The organism is Kitasatospora sp. NPDC098663 (assembly GCF_044760075.1).
GTDB lineage: Bacteria > Actinomycetota > Actinomycetes > Streptomycetales > Streptomycetaceae > Kitasatospora.
Genome location: NZ_JBIWAP010000040.1, coordinates 74,384 through 90,317 on the forward strand (window position 1 = coordinate 74,384; position 15,934 = coordinate 90,317).

Genomic DNA, 15,934 nt, shown 5'->3' on the forward strand with positions numbered 1-15,934 from the left:
GAAGCGCGGCGGCGCCCCCGGACGCCGGCCCCGCGCGCCGCTCAGCCGAGCAGCTCGGCGAGCGCGCGGTCGGCGTCCAGGTGCAGGTGCTCCTCGCCCTCGGGGACGAGCAGCCGGCTGCGCCACAGGAAGCGGCGCAGGTCGGTGGTGTCGAACTGGAGCAGTGCGGTGCCCTCCGGCGCCCGCAGCTCGACCATGGTGCGCCGGCCGACCGCGGGCCGGACGTGGACGTCGCCGACGCCGGCCGGCAGCTCCAGGCCGGCCGAGAGCAGCTGGCGGGCGAAGACCCAGACGATGTCGTCGGTGCCGTCCGAGCCCGCGCCGCCGTCGGCCGGTTCGTCCAGCGAGAACTCGGCGGGGAAGGCCATCCGGACGGCGAGCGGGTCCTCCGGCAGGTAGCTCAGGAGCACCCGCAGCCGGACGGAGCGGTGGAGCGAGAGGATCAGACGGGCCTGGACGGTCTCTTCGGCGGCGGTGTGCACGGCGAGTCCCTTCGGGTCGGTGTGAGGCCGGTCGACAAGGGGGAGGGTTGGGGCGGCCTCACCCTGGTGAGAGTCCCGGGGCCGGCCATGATTACTCGGTTTCGGAACTGATCGGATGTGATCCGGGTCACGTCGATTTCCGGCCGCCCGGGCCCGGCGCGTCGCCTCGCCTGGCCGCCCCGACGGCGCCGGGCCGGTACGCTGGGCGGGTTGTCCGATCGCCGCCCTTCCGTGGGCCGGGGCTGAGAAACCGCCCCTGACCTGCGATGATCCCCCCTCGGAGACCGTGAGTACTGCCGCCGCCTCCTCGATGCCGCTGTTCTCCGACGTGCCGGAGCCGCAGGCGCCCGCCCGGGGCGCCGGACCCGCCGCGTCCGCCGCCTCGCACCACCTCTCGCCGGCCTTCCCCGGCCGCGCCCCCTGGGGCACCGCGGGCAAGCTGCGGGCCTGGCAGCAGGGCGCGCTGGACAGGTACATCGAGACGCAGCCGCGCGACTTCCTCGCGGTCGCCACCCCGGGCGCCGGTAAGACCACCTTCGCGCTCACCCTGGCCTCGTACCTGCTGCACAACCACCTGGTGCAGCAGGTGACCGTCGTCGCGCCGACCGAGCACCTGAAGAAGCAGTGGGCCGAGGCCGCCGCACGCATAGGCATCCGGCTCGACCCGGCCTACTCCTCCGGCCCGCTCTCCCGGGACTATCACGGCATCGTGGTCACCTACGCGGGCGTCGGGGTCAACCCGATGCTGCACCGCAACCGGACCGAGGGGCGCAAGACCCTCGTGATCATGGACGAGATCCACCACGCCGGCGACTCCAAGTCCTGGGGCGAGGCCTGCTTCGAGGCCTTCGAGCCGGCCACCCGCCGGCTGGCGCTGACCGGGACGCCGTTCCGCTCCGACACCAACCCGATCCCGTTCGTCCAGTACGAGGCCGGCGGCGACGGCATCCGCAAGTCCGTCGCCGACTACACCTACGGCTACGGGCACGCGCTCGCCGACCACGTCGTCCGCCCGGTGATCTTCCTCAGCTACAGCGGCAACATGCGCTGGCGCACCAAGTCCGGTGACGAGCTGGAGGCCCGGCTCGGCGAGCCGATGACCAAGGACCTGATCGCCCAGGCCTGGCGCACCGCGCTGGCCCCGCAGGGCGAGTGGATCCCGTCCGTGCTGCAGGCCGCCGACCGGCGGCTGTCCGAGGTCCGCAAGGCGATCCCGGACGCCGGCGGGCTGGTCATCGCCACCGACCAGAACACCGCGCGGGCCTACGCCAAGATCCTGCGCGAGATCTCCGGCGAGAAGGCCACCGTGGTGCTCTCCGACGAGACCGAGGCCTCCCAGCGGATCTCCGACTACGCGGCCGGGGACTCGCGCTGGATGGTCGCGGTCCGGATGGTGTCCGAAGGCGTCGACGTGCCCCGGCTGTGCGTCGGGGTGTACGCCACCTCGATCTCCACCCCGCTGTTCTTCGCCCAGGCCGTCGGCCGCTTCGTGCGAGCCCGCAAGCGCGGCGAGACCGCCTCGGTGTTCCTGCCCACCATCCCGACGCTGCTCGGCTTCGCCAACGAGATGGAGGTCCAGCGCGACCACGTGCTGGACCGGCCGAAGAAGGAGGGCGAGGGCCTCTTCGACGAGGAGGACCGGCTGCTCGCCGAGGCCGAGCGGGCCGACGACGGGCCGGACGGCGCCGGCGGCGACGAGTTCTCCTACGAGGCGATCGGCTCCGACGCGGTCTTCGACCGGGTGCTGTACAACTCCATGGAGTTCGGCATGCAGGCCCACCCGGGGAGCGAGGAGGAGGACGACTACCTCGGCATCCCGGGCCTGCTGGAGCCGGACCAGGTGCAGATGCTGCTGCAGAAGCGCCAGCACCGGCAGATCCAGCGCAGCAAGGGCAAGCCCGCCGAGGAGGCCGACCTGCTGGAGCTGCCGGCCGAGCAGCGGCCGGTCGTCACCCACCAGGAACTCCGGGAGCTGCGCAAGGAGCTGAACGCGCTGGTGGCCGCCTGGCACCACCGCACCGACCAGCCGCACGGCACCGTCCACAACGAGCTGCGCCGCCAGTGCGGCGGCCCGCTGACCGCGCAGGCCACCGCCAACCAGCTGAAGGCGCGGATCGCCAAGATCCGCGAGTGGGCGAAGTAGCCGCGGAACCAGGAGAGGGAACGGTACGGCGCGCGGGAGCGCGCCGGCCGCCCCGCTCCCGCGTGTCCGGACTCCGGAGCGCGGCCGGACCGACGCGCTGACGGGCCCGGAGAAATGCGGGCATTTGTCCCGGTTCATTCGCGCTGTTGAAGTCGATCACGCCCGAATTTTGGACAACCACTTCCGTCACGACATTTCCTTCACTACCTTTCCCCCACGCTCTTCCACCGGGCAACCCCCACAGGACGGGCGCCGCAGGACCGCACGCACGTCAAGGACGACACCGCGAGCGGTCCGAGCGCGGCCACCCCACCTGCGCGCGACACCGAACCCGGTCCGGCGCCGCCTGCCCCCGCGAGCGCCGCGGAAAGGATGCCCGTCGTGACTGCCGAGACCTCCCAGACCCTGGACCGTGGCGTCCGGGTCCTCAAACTCCTCGCCGACTCCGAGCGCGGGCTCACCGTCACCGAGCTGGCCGCCCGACTGGCCGTCAACCGCACCGTCGTCTACCGGCTGCTGGCCACCCTGGAACAGCACGGCCTGGTCCGCCGGGACATCGGCGGCCGCGCCCGGGTCGGCCTGGGCGTCCTGCGCCTGGCCCACCGGGTGCACCCGCTGCTGCGCGAGGCCGCGCTGCCGGCCCTGCGCAGCCTGGCCGAGGACCTCGGCGCCACCGCCCACCTCACCCTGGTGGACGGCAACGAGGCGCTGGCCGTCGCCGTGGTCGAGCCGAGCTGGACCGACTTCCACGTCGCCTACCGCACCGGGCTGCGCCACCCGCTCGGCGAGAGCGCCGCCGGCCGGGCCATCCTGGAGGCGCGCACCTTCCCCAGCCAGCGCCGGCCGGAGCAGGGCTTCGTCATCACCCGTGCGGAGGAGCAGTCCGGGGCCTGCGGCGCGGCCGCCGCGCTGATCGGACTGAGCGGCATCGAGGGCAGCGTCGGCGTGGTGATGCTGAACGGGCTGGTCCCCGAGCGGGTCGGCCCCCGGGTGGTGGAGGCGGCGACCGAGGTGGCCGACGCGCTGCGGTAGGCCGGTACGGGCCCCGGTGTGTTTGGATTCCCCTTGTGTCCGACACCAAGCTGCCCAAGGCCCTCACCTCCCCGCGGACCCGCGCGCTCACGCTCTGCGGCGTGCTGGTCGCCGCGCTGTTCGGCGTGGCCGCCTTCGTCCCGCTGCCGTACACGCTGACCTGGCCGGGCCTGACCGCGGACACCCTCGGCACGTACAAGGACAAGCCGGTCCTCACCGTGACCGGGGCGCCGCTGCGCACCACCGAGGGCGAGCTGCGGATGGTCACCATCTCGGCCACCAACCCGGGGGAGAAGACCACCTTCTGGCGCGCGCTCCAGGCCTGGTTCGACCAGGGCGAGGCGGTACGCCCGACCGACACGGTCTACCAGCCGGGCAACCCGGCCAAGGCCGAGGAGCAGACCGCCCAGCAGATGGCCGAGTCGCAGGACAGTGCCACCGCCGCCGCGCTCGGCTACCTCCACCTCTCGCCGGACCAGGTCAAGGTGAAGGTCGACCTGGGCGACGTCGGCGGCCCGAGCGCCGGGCAGATGCTGGCGCTGGGCATCATCGACAAGCTCGCCGGCGACGGCAAGGGCGGCGACCTCACCGGCGGGCTCACGATCGCGGGCACCGGCACCATCGACGACCACGGAGTCGTCGGCGCGGTCGGCGGCGTCCCGCTCAAGACCCAGGCGGCCGCCCGGGACGGCGCGACGGTGTTCCTGCTGCCCAAGGACGAGTGCACGGACGCCAAGGTCAACACGCCCAAGACACTGCGCCTGGTGCCGGTCGGCACGCTCGGCGAGGCGGTCTCGGCACTGGAGGCGCTGAAGAGCGGCGGCAGCGTCCCCAGCTGCTGACCGGGACGCGGCCGCTGCCGTCGGGCGTGGGCCCTACTCGGCGGCGGCCTGGTCCACCAGCGGCAGGATGCGGTACGGCACCGGGTTCTCCAGCGCGATCGCGGTGGCCGAGCGGACGATCCCGTCGAAGCCCACCACCCGGTCGATCACCCGTTGCAGATCGGCGTTGGAACGGGCCACGATCCGCACCATCATGTCCCCGGCCCCGGTGATGGTGTGCAGTTCCAGCACCTCCGGCACGTTCGCCAGGTGCGTCCGGACGTCGGCGCCCTGGCCCTGCGAGATCTCCAGGGTGGCGAAGGCCGTCACCGGGTAGCCGAGCGCCGCCGGGTCGACCTCCGGGCCGAAGCCGCCGATCACCCCCTTGGCCTGCAACCGGTCCAGCCGGGCCTGCACGGTGCCCCGGGCGACCTGGAGCCGGCGCGAGCACTCCAGCACCCCGATCCGGGGCTCCTCGGCGAGCAGCCGGATCAGCCGGCCGTCCAGCGCGTCGATCGAGTCGTTCCCGCCGCCCGTCCCGGGGGCGGCCGAAGCACCCGGCGGGGCAGGGGAGTTGGGCGAGCCGGGGGAGCTCGGGGACTGGGCGGGGGGCATCGCGGCTCCGTCCTCCGGTGGGCATTCTGTACAGCGGCGCCGCCGATTCTCCCGCCCCGGCGCGCAGCTTGACCAGGAGGAAACGGAACAGTTGCGCGCCGGTCGGCTCGGCGCCACCCTCCAGCCACAACGCCGTGCGCCGGGCCCCACCCCGGCGCACGGTCGCACCCGCCGTGGTCCGCACACCTACCGGGAGGGCCGTCATGACCGACACCGCCGCCGAACCCGTCCTGCTCGCCGCAGGGCCCGGAGAGTCCGACCCCCTCCCGATGGGCCGCGCCGACGCGGTGGTCTTCGCGGTCGGCGACGCCGAGCGGGCCGCCCGCCGCTACACCGCCGCGCTCGGACTGCGCTGTACCGCGTACGCCGGGCCGGAGACCGGGGAGCCGGAGACGGTCTCGTACGTGCTGGACGCGCCCGGGACCAGGATCGTGCTCACCTCGCTGGTCCAGGTGATCGGCCCGCGCGGCCGGGAGCTGGCCGCGCACCTGGCCCGGCACGGCGACGGGGTGCTGGACCTCGCGGTGAGCGTGCCGGACGTCTTCTACGCCTACGACTACGCGGTGGACCGGGGCGCCCTGTCGCTGGCCGAGCCGTACGAGGCGCGGGACCGCTTCGGCGCGGTGGTGCTCGCGACGATCGGGGTGCCGGGCGGGACCAGGCACACCCTGGTCGACCGGTCCGGCTACGCCGGGCCGTACCTGCCGGGCTACCTGCCGATCGAGACCTGGTGACGGGGGCTCAGCGGACGGCCGTCTCGACCACCGGCGGGTGGCCGTTCCAGTAGACGAAGACCGAGTTGGCCTGCTCGCCCTTGGTGAAGTCCACCCGCATCCACTGGTCGCCGTTCCACACCTGCATCTGCCAGCCCGGGTCGGGGGTGGCGGAGACCAGCGAGGCCTTGTCGGGGCGGATGTCCAGGGCGACCTTGCCGCCCGGCACCGGGTAGCTCTTCACGGAGGACACCGCCGTGGTGGTGGCGGGGGTGGGGCGGCGGGTGGCCGGCGGGGAGGCGGCGGCGAGGGTGGTGGCGGGGGCCGGCCCGCGCGTCGTCGTGGCGGCGGTCGGGGAGGCGGGCGGTGGGGTTGGGGCTCCGGTCGGGGTGGCCGACCGCGGCTGGTCGGGGGTGACGGTCGCGGTGTGCGGCGTGCCGTCGGCTCTCGGCGAGGGCAGCGGCAGGGCCGTGGGCTGCTCGAACGCGGCGCCGGTCAGCACCGCGTGCACGCCGAGCCAGGACAGCGCCACCGCCGCCCCGGTGGCCGCCGCCCAGGCGCCGAGCTGTACCAGTCCGTTCCGCATCGTCCGCTCATCCTGCCGTATTCCGGGCCCGCGCAGCCGGGCAGCCCCGTTATTAGTCAGGGGAGTTGCACAATGTCCGGAGGCCGCCCCGAGGCCACCCCGAGGTACAGACCACTGCCCGTCGATGCCGTACCGTGCAGGGCCATGGCAACAGTGCTCGTGGTCGAGGACGACCCTTTCGTACGCTCCGCCCTCATCCGGCACCTGACCGACACCGGTCACGCGGTCCGCAGCGTGGGCACGGCACTCGAGGCGCTGCGGGAGGTCGCCCAGGTCGGCTGTGACCTGGTGATCCTCGACCTGGGCCTGCCGGACCTGGACGGCAGCGAGGCACTCAAGATGATCCGGGGCCTGACCAATGTGCCGGTGATCATCTCGACCGCCCGCGACGACGAGGCCGAGATCGTCCGGCTGCTCAACGACGGCGCCGACGACTACCTGGTGAAACCTTTCTCCGGGGAACACCTCAGCGCCCGGATGACCGCCGTGCTGCGCCGGCTCGGCGGCGCCGCCCCCGTCGCCCAGGTACTGCGGGTCGGCGGCCTCGCCATCGACCTCCAGCGCCGCGAGGCCTCGCTGGACGGGCGGCTGCTCGACCTGACCCGCCGTGAGTTCGACCTGCTGGCCTTCCTGGCCGGGCGCCCCGGCGTCGTGGTGCCGCGCAAGGAGATCCTGGCCGAGGTCTGGCAGCAGACCTACGGCGGCGACCAGACCATCGACGTCCACCTGTCCTGGCTGCGCCGCAAGCTCGGCGAGACCGCCTCCAGCCCCCGCTACCTGCACACCGTCCGGGGAGTCGGGGTCCGGCTGGAGGCCGCCGGGGGACTGGCGGAGCACCGGACATGAGGAGGTTCGGGCGCTCGCTGCGCTGGGCCCTGATCAAGGCCGCCGTCGCCGGGACCACCATGGTCGCGCTGGCCTTCCTCATCCCGCTCGGCCTGATGGTCCAGCAGACCGCCCGGGACCACGCCTTCACCGCCGCCGAGCGGCAGGCCGCCGCGCTCGGCCCGGCCCTCGCCATCACCACCGACCAGATCGCCATCGACCGCGCCCTGGCCAGCACCGACGCCGGCGGGCAGGGCCGGATGGCGGTCCACCTGCCCGCCCCGGCCGCCCCGGACGCGCTCCCCGGCGCGGGCGGCCCCGGCGGGCCCACCATCGGCGAGGCCCGGGCCGCCGCCGGCGACGTGTCCACCGCCGGAGGCCAGGGCCGCTCCTTCACCGTCGAGGTGCCCGGCGGCTACGCGCTGCTCCAGCCGGTCGCGGTGGACACCGGGCGCACCGCCGTGGTCGAGGTGTTCGTCGCCGACGGCGACCTCACCCGCGGCGTCTCCACCGCCTGGCTGGTGCTCTCGGGCGTCGCGCTCGGCCTGGTCGCCATCTCGGTCCTGGTCGCCGACCGGATGGGCGGCCGGATCGTGGCCTCCGCCCGGCGGCTCGCCGGCGCCGCCCGCTCGCTCGGCGCCGGAAACCTCGCCGTACGGGTCCCCGTGGACGGCAAGCAGGCCGCCGGCAGCCCCGAGGAACTGCGCGAGGCCGCCCACGCGTTCAACACCATGGCCGACCGGGTGGTCCAACTCCTCGCCGCCGAACGGGAACTGGCCGCCGACCTGTCCCACCGGCTGCGCACCCCGCTGACCGTGCTGCGGCTCAACGCCGCCTCGCTCGGCGAGGGCGACGCCGCCGACGCCACCCGGCACGCGGTCTCCCAACTGGAGCGCGAGGTCGACCAGATCATCCGCTCGGCCCGCCGCGACCCCGAGGACGCGCCCGCCGTCGCGGTCGGCTGCGACGTCGCCGAGGTGATCCGCGAACGGGTCGGCTTCTGGTCCGCGCTGGCCGAGGACGAGGGGCGCCGCTGGCAACTGGCCGGCGCCGACCAGGTGACGCCCGTCCCGGTCCAACGCGCCGACCTGGCCGCCACCGTCGACGCGCTGCTCGGCAACGTCTTCCGGCACACCGCCGTCGGCACCGCCTTCTCGGTGGACGTGCTCGCCACCGAGACCTCGGTGATCGTCCTGGTCGGCGACGCCGGCCCCGGCTTCAGCGACCCGGCCGCCGCCCTCAAACGCGGCGAGGGCCACGGCGGCGAGGGCTCCACCGGCCTCGGCCTCGACATCGTCCGCAAACTCGCCGAATCCACCGGCGGCGACCTGGCGCTCGGCCGCTCCGCCGTGCTCGGCGGCGCCGAGATCCGGCTGCGGCTGCGGACCCGCCCGGACGGCACCCCCGCGCGGGCGGGGCGGCGGCGCGGCCGGGGCGCGCTGTTCCAGAAGTGACCGCTTCCCCGACCGCTTCCCCCGGCTGTTTCCCCGGCTGTTCCCGCGGCCGTTCGCTCGGCCGCTTCCTCGACCGCTCCTTCGGCTGCCCCCTTGGCTGTTCTCTCGGTCTCGGCCGAAGCCCGGGGAACCGTGGCGGCCGGTCTTCGTGCGCGCCTGACTCCCTGTCGGCTTCGGGATCTTCCTTAAGCGCGTCCTAAGGGAGTTCTTCCCCTCGCTCAGCCCCCCGGTTCGGCCCCCCGGCCGCCGCTAGCGTCGGTCGCGCCGGTCACCCGACCGAGCCGGGCCGGCCGCCCGGACGTCCGCACGCACCCGCGCCCGGACCGCGGCCGACCGACGGCACCCCGGAGGTAACGCGCCATGACCACCCAGCCCAACCGCCGCCCAGGCCGCCGCAGGCGCAGCCGCAAGGGCGCGATCGTCGGGGCCTCGGCGGTCGCCGCCGCCCTGGTCGCGGGCGGTGTCGTCGTCCTCGCCTCCTCGGCCAGCGCCGCCTCGCTCGGCGCCGTCTACAGCCGGACCAGCAGCTGGGACTCCGGCTACACCGGCCAGTACCTGGTCACCAATCCGGACAGCGGCCCGATCGAGGACTGGACGCTCAGCTTCGACCTCCCGGCCGGGGCGAAGATCGACTCGCTGTGGAACGCCACCTTCACCGCCGCCGGCCAGCACGTCACCGTCAGGCCGGAGGCGTGGAGCAAGCGGCTGGAGCCCGGCAAGAGCGTGGTGGTCGGCTTCGTCGCCCAGGGCGCCGGCGCCGCGCAGGCCGAGCCCGGCAACTGCCTGATCAACAACACCTCCTGCAAGGCCGGTGACGGCACCGCGCCCACCCCCTCGGGCCGCCCCACCACCACCGCGCCGACCAGTCCGGTACCGACCGGCCCCGTGTCGACCGGTTCGGTGCCGACCAGCTCGGTGTCGACCACTCCCCGGCCGACCGGGACCGGCACCGCGGCCCCCTCCCCCACGGGGACCGCGAGTGCCACCCCCTCGGCGAAGCCGACCACCCCGGCTCCGACCCCCACCCCGACCGCCACCCCCACGGCGACCGGTGTGCCCGTACCCCCGGCCGGCGCCGGGGCCGGCTTCGCCCCGTACGTCGACACCTCGCTCTACCCGCCGTACGACCTGGTCGCCACCGCCAAGGCCACCGGGGTCAAGAACTACACCCTCGCCTTCGTGGTGTCCGGCGGCGGCTGCCAGCCCAAGTGGGGCGGCGTCAGCGACCTGTCCGCCGACGCGGTGGCCGCCCAGATCGGCGCCCTGCGGGCGATCGGCGGCGACGTCCGGGTCTCCTTCGGCGGCGCCAACGGCAGCGAGCTGGCCCTCGCCTGCGGCTCCACCGCCGACCTGGCCGCCGTCTACCAGAAGACCGTCGACGCCTACGGCCTGACCAGGCTCGACTTCGACGTCGAGGGCGGCGCGATCGCCAACACCGCCGCCAACACCCGCCGCGCCCAGGCCATCGCCCAGCTGCAGAAGAACGCCGCCGCCAAGGGCAAGGCGCTCGACGTCTCCTTCACGCTGCCCGCGCTGCCCTCCGGCCTGACCCAGGAGGGCGTCGACCTGGTCGCCGACGCGAAGAAGAACGGCGTCGCGATCGGCGCGGTCAACATCATGGCCATGGACTTCGGCGACGGCGTCGCCCCGAACCCGCAGGGCCAGATGGGCAAGTACGCGATCGCCGCGGCCACCGCCACCCAGGCCCAGGTCAAGAGCGTGCTCGGACTGGACGACGCGGCCGCCTGGCGCAAGGTCGCCGTCACCCCGATGATCGGCGTCAACGACGTCGCCAGCGAGGTCTTCACCGTCGCCGACGCCAAGCAGCTCGCCGACTTCGCGGCGTCCAGGCACCTCGCCTGGCTGGCCATGTGGTCCGGCACCCGCGACAAGGCCTGCGACGGCGGGGCCAAGGCCTACGCCGATGCCAGCTGCAGCAGCATCGTCCAGCAGCCGCTGGACTTCACCCGGGCCCTCGGCGCCTACACGGGCTGAGGTGCGGGGCCGCTGAGCCCCTGGGGCTCAGGGCCTCGCAGCCCTTCCCCCGGCGGCCCCGGCCGTCCGTGCTCCGCCCGCAACGGAGTACGGCCGGTCGGGGCCAGCTCGTCACGCTGTGTGACTGGTCGTGCCCAGGCCCGGTCGGTCCGCATCCGGTATCGTCGGCGATTGGTCGAGTGGTGGACGGAGTGGACTGGTGACAGCGGTGCAAGACGAGCGCAGCCCGGTGCGGACCGCACCCGACCCCGCGCCCGCCCCCCTGTCGGACCGGCTGCGGACCGCGCTCGGCGCCCCCGTCCGCGCGTTGCGCGAGGCCCCCCGCCGACCGCTGCTGGCCGCCTCGGCCGTGGCGCTCCTGTCCCTGGTCGTGTACGCGGTGGTCCGCCACTTCGTGAACACCTCGATGGTCGACATGATCGTCTACCGGGCCGAGGGCGCCGCCGTGGCCAACGGCACCGACCTGTACGCACTGCGCGTCACCGAGTGGAACCTGCCCGCGACCTACCCCCCGTTCGCGGCCATGCTGTTCGTGCCCACCACCTGGTTCCCGATTCCGTTCCTCCGGGTGGCGATCACTCTCGGCAACCTCGGGCTGCTCGCCCTGCTGACCCACCTGTCCTTCAAGCTGGTCGGCTGGCCGCGCCGCGAACTGCGGCCGATCGGCGTCATCCTGGTCACCGGCCTCGGCGTCTGGCTCGAACCCGTCTTCACCACGCTCCGGTACGGCCAGATCAACCTCGCGCTCGCCTGCCTGATCCTCTGGGACCTCACCCGTTCGGACGCCCGCCGCAGCAAGGGCATGGCGATCGGCATCGCCGCCGGCCTCAAGCTCACCCCCGGCCTGTTCGCCGTCTACCTGCTGATCACCGGCCGGGTCCGGGCCGCCTTCGTGGCCGGCCTCACCTTCCTCGGCACCTTTCTGATCGGCGCCGTCGCCCTGCCCGACGCCACCTGGGGCTTCTGGACCAAGTACCTCTACGACTCCTCCCGGGTCGGCAAGACCGAGATCGTCGACAACCAGTCGCTGCGCGGCGCCCTCGCCCGGCTGCTGCACACCGCCGACCCCGGCACCCTCGCCACCCTCGCGGCCGGCCTGGTCGCGGTGGCCGGCCTCGCCGTCGCCGCCTGGGCCCACCGCAGCGCCCGCTGGCTGCCCCGGGCCGAGGCCTGGGGCGTCTGCTGCGCGGCCGTCACCGCCGTGCTGATCTCACCGATCAGCTGGACCCACCACTGGGTCTGGTGCGTGCCGGTGCTCGTCCTGCTCGCCACCGAGGCCTCCGTCGAGCACGCCCGCCCGGTCGGCGTCCGCCGGCTGCGTTGGCGGGCCGCCTTCTGGGCGACGCTGGTCGCCTTCCTCTCCTTCGCGATGTGGGCCGCCAAGCCGCTGGGCCCGGCCGTCCTCCACATGGGGCCGCTGCGCCAGCTGCCGACCTCGGTCTATCCGTGGGTCGGGCTCTGCTTCCTGCTCGCCGCCGCCATCCGGATAAGGGCCAGGCGACGCTCCGCCGGCGCACCGCTGGTCCGGCTGCCCGGACAGCGCGACGGCGGTGGCCCGGACGCCACCCGCGGCCGTCAGCAGGCCCCCGCGGCCCGCTGAGCCGGCGGGGGCGCGGCTCCCGTCGCGTCGCGCGGTCCCGGCCGGGCGGGTGGCCGAGGCCGTGTGCCCGGTCGAGGTCGTGCGCGTGCCGGTGGTCGTGTGCGCGCTGGTGGTTGGGCGAGCGCTGGTGGTCGTGTGCGCGCTGGTGGTCGGGCGCGTGCTCACGCAAGCAGGTCCGCGAGCGAGCCGTCCATGTCCAGCGCGGCCATCTCGCTGCCCGGCGGGACCAGCCGGTGGGCCCGCTCCAGCCAGGCCGCGACGACCGGCAGCGGCGCCTCCAGCAGGGCGTCGCCGGCCGGGGAGCTCAGCGCCAGGCAGAGCACGCTCCGCCGACCCGAGCGGGTCGGCCAGATCCGCACGTCGCCCTGGCCGCACGGCCGGAAGGTGCCCTCGACCAGCAGCTCGCGGGCGAACACCCAGGTCACCGGGGAGCCGGTGTCCAGGTGGAAGGTGATGTGCACCGCGTACGGGTCGTGGCTGCCGTAGGACAGCCGGGCCGGGACGGGGACGCTGTGCTCGGGGGAGAGCACCAGGTTCAGCTCCAGTTCGTGCTCGACCACGCTGGTGGGGCGCTCCATGATCGTCTTCCTCTCTGCCTCGGGTTCCGGCCCGGTTCCGGGCCCGGTGACCTTTGAGAGGGCGGTCCACGCCGGCTCTTACACACGTTTCCGGGATTTCTTCGGGAAGTTCGACGAGGGGCGGCGAGACGAGGCGAGACGAGACGAGGCGGGCGGGATGAGGGGTGGCGAGACGAGGGGTGGTGACCGGTGGGGTGCGCGGCGCGCGGACGCCCGCCGCGCGCCGGGACGGATCGGCCGCCTTTACCCCGGAGGGCCCTCCGCTGTCCGGTGATTGACCAACTTTCCGTCGGCACCGCGACGAGGCACTACCCTTTGTGACTGTCCGGCGACTGTCCGCCTACCAGCGGTGCCCCCACCCACGCGCGCCGGGCGGCTCGCGGGTGCGCCGGGCGGGCGTGCCGTGTCGGCCCCGCCAGGACCCGCCAGGAGAGAAGACCCCCATGACGGACCGCCCCTTCGCCGGCGCCGGCGACTCGGCCGTCGGACCCGAGCCGGGCTACTACCCCGACCCCTCCATCCCCGGCTTCGTCCGGTACTGGGGCGGCTCGGCCTGGGTGCCGGGCACCAGCCGGCTCGCACCCGCCGAGGGTGAGGTGCTGGATCCGCCCCGGTTCGCGTCCCGGCGGCCCGCCGCCGGCGCGGCGGGGACGGCGCGGGCGGTGCCGCCACCGGCGGTGCCGGAGGCGGCCGTTCCGGAGACGGCGGTCCCGGAGGCGGCGGTCCCGGAGCCGTCCTGGGGCCGGACCGCGCGCGGCGGGGCCGGGGGCGGGGACACCGGGCCGGTGTACTTCGACCAGACCACGGGCGGGGCGAAGTTCGTCCTCGGGTCGCGGGCGGCGGAGGTGATCGGCGGGCCGGTGTTCCGGACGGTCGGGGAGCCGGAGGCGTCCGAGAACCCTGAGACGCCCGGACTGGAGATGGCAGCGGTTGAGGTGCCGGTCTTCGGTGAGGCGGTCTTCGGTGAGGCGATCCTGGGCGAAGCGGTCCTTGGCGAGCCGGTGGTCGAGGTTTCGGCGGTCGGGGTTTCGGCGGTCGGGGGTGCGGCAGGTCAGGGCGAGGCGGAGGAGCCCGGCTGGCAGGTCGTTCCGCGGGCGCAGCGGGGGCTGATGGAGGCGGGAGACGAGCCGAACCGGGTCTCCTGGGGGGTGCTTTCGGGGGCGCCCGACGGGGAGGAGGGGCGCGCGAGGGAGGTCCGCGCTTCGGTTGCTGTTCCGGTCCGGCCTTCGGTCGGGGTGGAGGTGGCCGCCGCCTCCGGAGCGCCCGCGACCGTCCCGGCGGCGGTGGCGGTGCGGGAGGCGCCGTCGCCCGTCGCGTCGCCCGTCCCGGCGGCTGTGCGCGGGGCCGGGCACGCCGTCGAGCCCGCGTCCGAGCCCGCCGTACCGGCCCCGGCCCCGGCTCCGGTCGCCGCCGGAGTGGTTCCGGTCCGGGCCCAGGGCCGACCCCCCGCGCCTGCCGCGCCCGCCGGGTCGCTGCCGGTCGTACGCCCGGCCCGGGAGGCCGTCGCGCGGCGAGGGCACGCCCCGACGGCGCCTGCGCCCACCGTGCCCGCCTCCGCGACGCCCGCCGGACTCGGACGTCGGCTGGCCGCGCGCGCCGTGGACACCGTCGTACTCCTCGTGGTCGCCGTCGCCGCCGGAATCCCGCTCGGTCGCTCGGCGTCCGAGCACCTCCAGCAGAAGCTCGACCAGGCCCGGATGGCCAGTTCCCTCACCCGGCGCCAGGTCCAGGTCTGGCTGGTGGACGACGTGGTGCTGGGCAAGGTCGCGGTCCTGCTCGGCATCCTGCTCTTCGTCAGCCTGCTCTACGAGGTGCTGCCGACCGCCCGGACCGGCCAGACCTTCGGCAAGCGGCTGGCCCGGATCCGGGTGGCGGACGCCGCCGCCCCCGCCGCCCGGACCAGGCTGAGCCTCGGCCGCTCGCTGCTCCGATGGGCCGTGAGGCAGCTCGGCCTGCTGCTGCTCGTCGGCCTGGTCTGGCCCGTGTTCGACCGCCCGGCCCGGCGTGGCTGGCAGGACCGGGCCGCCCGCACCCGGGTGGTCCGCGGCTGAGGCCTCCCGGTGTGGCGGCCGGCGCCCGGCGCGGAGGCGTCATCCGGAGTGGAGGCGCCGTCCGGCCCTGGCGGCAAAACGGACAGAATGTCCCAAACGGCGAGAATGTGTGATGTTCTACTCGACGGATGAGCACTCACGACCCCTCAGGCTCCCAGCCGGAGGGGGGCGGCCAGCCCTCCTTCGACAAGCAGCCCCCGCAGCCGGGCGGCGGCACGCCGGAAGACCGGCCGTCGGACCCGAACCCGCCGTCGGACCCGAACCCGCCGTCCGCCCCGCCGCCCGCCGGCGGCCCGTCCGACGGCACCTCCGGCACCCCGTCCGGCGGCCCTGGCGCGTACGGCGGCACCTACGGCGGCCCGACCGGCGGTCAGAGCCCGCCCGGCGGCAGCCCCTACGGCCAGAACCCCTACGACCAGCCCCCGCCCGGCTACGGCCCCACCGGCTACGGAACCCCCGGCGCCGGGCCCGTCCCCGGCATGCCGCCGATCGGCAGCTGGCCGAGGCGCATCATCGCCCGACTGATCGACTACCTCCTCGTCCAGGCCGTCGCCGTGATCGTGGTGGCCCCCTTCGCCGACTTCAGCAACCGCTCCGGCGAGGTCGGCGCGTTCTGGCTCGGCTGCGGCATCTACCTCCTCTACGAGGGCGTGATGCTCGGCCGGGACGGCCAGACCCTCGGCAAGAAGGCGATGCACGTCCGCGTCGCCATGCTGATCGACGGCAACAAGCCCACCCAGAGCGCCGCCTGGACCCGCGCGGCCGTCTACATCCTCCCCGCCGTGATCTGCTGCGCCGCCTTCTGGTGGATCATCGACGGGATGTTCGGCGTCTTCGACAAGCCCTACCGGCAGTGCATCCACGACAAGGCCGCGAAGACCGTGGTGGTGACCACCGACTGACCGGACGAGCGGGCTGCGACGCCCGGCGGCGGACTGGCGTTGCTAGGGCGCGTATTCGGTCGTGATCAACGGGTCCGGGTGAGGTCCTTGATCCAGATCATCGCGCCACGGAGGTGGAGGCCTGCGAGGTAGCTGTC

The 15,934-nt window shown here is 74.6% G+C and carries 14 protein-coding genes; 10 read left to right on the forward strand and 4 right to left on the reverse strand.

Annotated elements, in window-relative coordinates; all coding sequences use genetic code 11:
• Window positions 1–41: 41 nt before the first annotated feature.
• Window positions 42–482 (reverse strand): SsgA family sporulation/cell division regulator, encoded by a 441-nt coding sequence (locus ACIQVZ_RS32900; protein ID WP_402455010.1) that lies wholly within the window; start codon window positions 480–482, stop codon window positions 42–44.
• Between the two features lie 310 nt (window positions 483–792).
• Between ACIQVZ_RS32900 and ACIQVZ_RS32905 the strand changes: the two genes are divergently transcribed.
• The 3 genes from ACIQVZ_RS32905 (at window position 793) to ACIQVZ_RS32915 (ending at window position 4,499) form a co-directional block, all read left to right on the forward strand.
• Entirely contained in the window at window positions 793–2,625 is a 1,833-nt protein-coding gene (locus ACIQVZ_RS32905) for a DEAD/DEAH box helicase (protein ID WP_402455036.1), read from the forward strand.
• Window positions 2,626–3,006: 381 nt separating this feature from the next.
• Window positions 3,007–3,657 (forward strand): helix-turn-helix domain-containing protein, encoded by a 651-nt coding sequence (locus tag ACIQVZ_RS32910; RefSeq protein ID WP_350881140.1) that lies wholly within the window; start codon window positions 3,007–3,009, stop codon window positions 3,655–3,657.
• Between the two features lie 35 nt (window positions 3,658–3,692).
• A complete protein-coding gene (locus ACIQVZ_RS32915) occupies window positions 3,693–4,499 on the forward strand; it encodes a S16 family serine protease (protein WP_350881142.1) in 807 nt (268 codons plus the stop codon).
• Window positions 4,500–4,532: 33 nt separating this feature from the next.
• Here ACIQVZ_RS32915 and ACIQVZ_RS32920 read toward each other — a convergent pair whose 3' ends face one another.
• Window positions 4,533–5,093, reverse strand: coding sequence for an Lrp/AsnC family transcriptional regulator (locus tag ACIQVZ_RS32920; RefSeq protein ID WP_350881144.1), 561 nt, complete (start codon window positions 5,091–5,093; stop codon window positions 4,533–4,535).
• 203 nt (window positions 5,094–5,296) lie between these two features.
• Here ACIQVZ_RS32920 and ACIQVZ_RS32925 point away from each other — a divergent pair, with 203 nt between their 5' ends.
• Complete coding sequence (locus ACIQVZ_RS32925) at window positions 5,297–5,827, forward strand: VOC family protein (RefSeq protein WP_402455015.1); 531 nt, start codon at window positions 5,297–5,299, stop codon at window positions 5,825–5,827.
• 7 nt (window positions 5,828–5,834) lie between these two features.
• Here ACIQVZ_RS32925 and ACIQVZ_RS32930 read toward each other — a convergent pair whose 3' ends face one another.
• Complete coding sequence (locus tag ACIQVZ_RS32930; RefSeq protein ID WP_402455018.1) at window positions 5,835–6,392, reverse strand: hypothetical protein; 558 nt, start codon at window positions 6,390–6,392, stop codon at window positions 5,835–5,837.
• 144 nt (window positions 6,393–6,536) lie between these two features.
• Here ACIQVZ_RS32930 and ACIQVZ_RS32935 point away from each other — a divergent pair, with 144 nt between their 5' ends.
• The 4 genes from ACIQVZ_RS32935 (at window position 6,537) to ACIQVZ_RS32950 (ending at window position 12,266) form a co-directional block, all read left to right on the forward strand.
• Window positions 6,537–7,238 (forward strand): response regulator transcription factor, encoded by a 702-nt coding sequence (locus ACIQVZ_RS32935; RefSeq protein WP_402455021.1) that lies wholly within the window; start codon window positions 6,537–6,539, stop codon window positions 7,236–7,238.
• Window positions 7,239–7,255: 17 nt separating this feature from the next.
• Complete coding sequence (locus ACIQVZ_RS32940) at window positions 7,256–8,671, forward strand: sensor histidine kinase (protein ID WP_402455039.1); 1,416 nt, start codon at window positions 7,256–7,258, stop codon at window positions 8,669–8,671.
• A gap of 360 nt (window positions 8,672–9,031) precedes the next feature.
• Window positions 9,032–10,666 carry a cellulose binding domain-containing protein gene (locus ACIQVZ_RS32945; RefSeq protein ID WP_402455024.1) on the forward strand — a complete coding sequence of 545 codons (1,635 nt, stop codon included), beginning with the start codon at window positions 9,032–9,034 and terminating at the stop codon, window positions 10,664–10,666.
• Between the two features lie 199 nt (window positions 10,667–10,865).
• A complete protein-coding gene (locus ACIQVZ_RS32950; protein WP_402455026.1) occupies window positions 10,866–12,266 on the forward strand; it encodes a glycosyltransferase 87 family protein in 1,401 nt (466 codons plus the stop codon).
• Between the two features lie 161 nt (window positions 12,267–12,427).
• Here the strand turns inward: ACIQVZ_RS32950 and ACIQVZ_RS32955 are convergent, their stop codons facing one another.
• On the reverse strand, window positions 12,428–12,844 hold the full coding sequence (locus ACIQVZ_RS32955; protein ID WP_063349195.1) for an SsgA family sporulation/cell division regulator: 417 nt from the start codon (window positions 12,842–12,844) through the stop codon (window positions 12,428–12,430).
• A 443-nt stretch (window positions 12,845–13,287) separates the two neighbouring features.
• On the opposite strand from ACIQVZ_RS32955, the gene ACIQVZ_RS32960 reads away from it, so the two are divergent.
• Together ACIQVZ_RS32960 and ACIQVZ_RS32965 are read left to right on the forward strand one after the other, a co-directional pair.
• The gene (locus tag ACIQVZ_RS32960) at window positions 13,288–14,895 is read left to right on the forward strand and encodes an RDD family protein (RefSeq protein WP_402455028.1); all 1,608 of its coding nucleotides are present in this window, start codon (window positions 13,288–13,290) and stop codon (window positions 14,893–14,895) included.
• Between the two features lie 128 nt (window positions 14,896–15,023).
• Window positions 15,024–15,797, forward strand: a complete 774-nt coding sequence (locus tag ACIQVZ_RS32965) for an RDD family protein (protein ID WP_350881158.1) — start codon at window positions 15,024–15,026, stop codon at window positions 15,795–15,797.
• Window positions 15,798–15,934 lie beyond the last annotated feature (137 nt).

Coding starts and splice junctions, on each gene's coding strand:
- ACIQVZ_RS32905 (WP_402455036.1), top strand. CDS start 793: ATGCCGCTGTTCTCCGACGTGCCGGAGCCGCAGGCGCCCGCCCGGGGC.
- ACIQVZ_RS32920 (WP_350881144.1), bottom strand. CDS start 5,093: ATGCCCCCCGCCCAGTCCCCGAGCTCCCCCGGCTCGCCCAACTCCCCT.
- ACIQVZ_RS32925 (WP_402455015.1), top strand. CDS start 5,297: ATGACCGACACCGCCGCCGAACCCGTCCTGCTCGCCGCAGGGCCCGGA.
- ACIQVZ_RS32930 (WP_402455018.1), bottom strand. CDS start 6,392: ATGCGGAACGGACTGGTACAGCTCGGCGCCTGGGCGGCGGCCACCGGG.
- ACIQVZ_RS32935 (WP_402455021.1), top strand. CDS start 6,537: ATGGCAACAGTGCTCGTGGTCGAGGACGACCCTTTCGTACGCTCCGCC.
- ACIQVZ_RS32945 (WP_402455024.1), top strand. CDS start 9,032: ATGACCACCCAGCCCAACCGCCGCCCAGGCCGCCGCAGGCGCAGCCGC.
- ACIQVZ_RS32955 (WP_063349195.1), bottom strand. CDS start 12,844: ATGGAGCGCCCCACCAGCGTGGTCGAGCACGAACTGGAGCTGAACCTG.
- ACIQVZ_RS32960 (WP_402455028.1), top strand. CDS start 13,288: ATGACGGACCGCCCCTTCGCCGGCGCCGGCGACTCGGCCGTCGGACCC.
- ACIQVZ_RS32965 (WP_350881158.1), top strand. CDS start 15,024: ATGAGCACTCACGACCCCTCAGGCTCCCAGCCGGAGGGGGGCGGCCAG.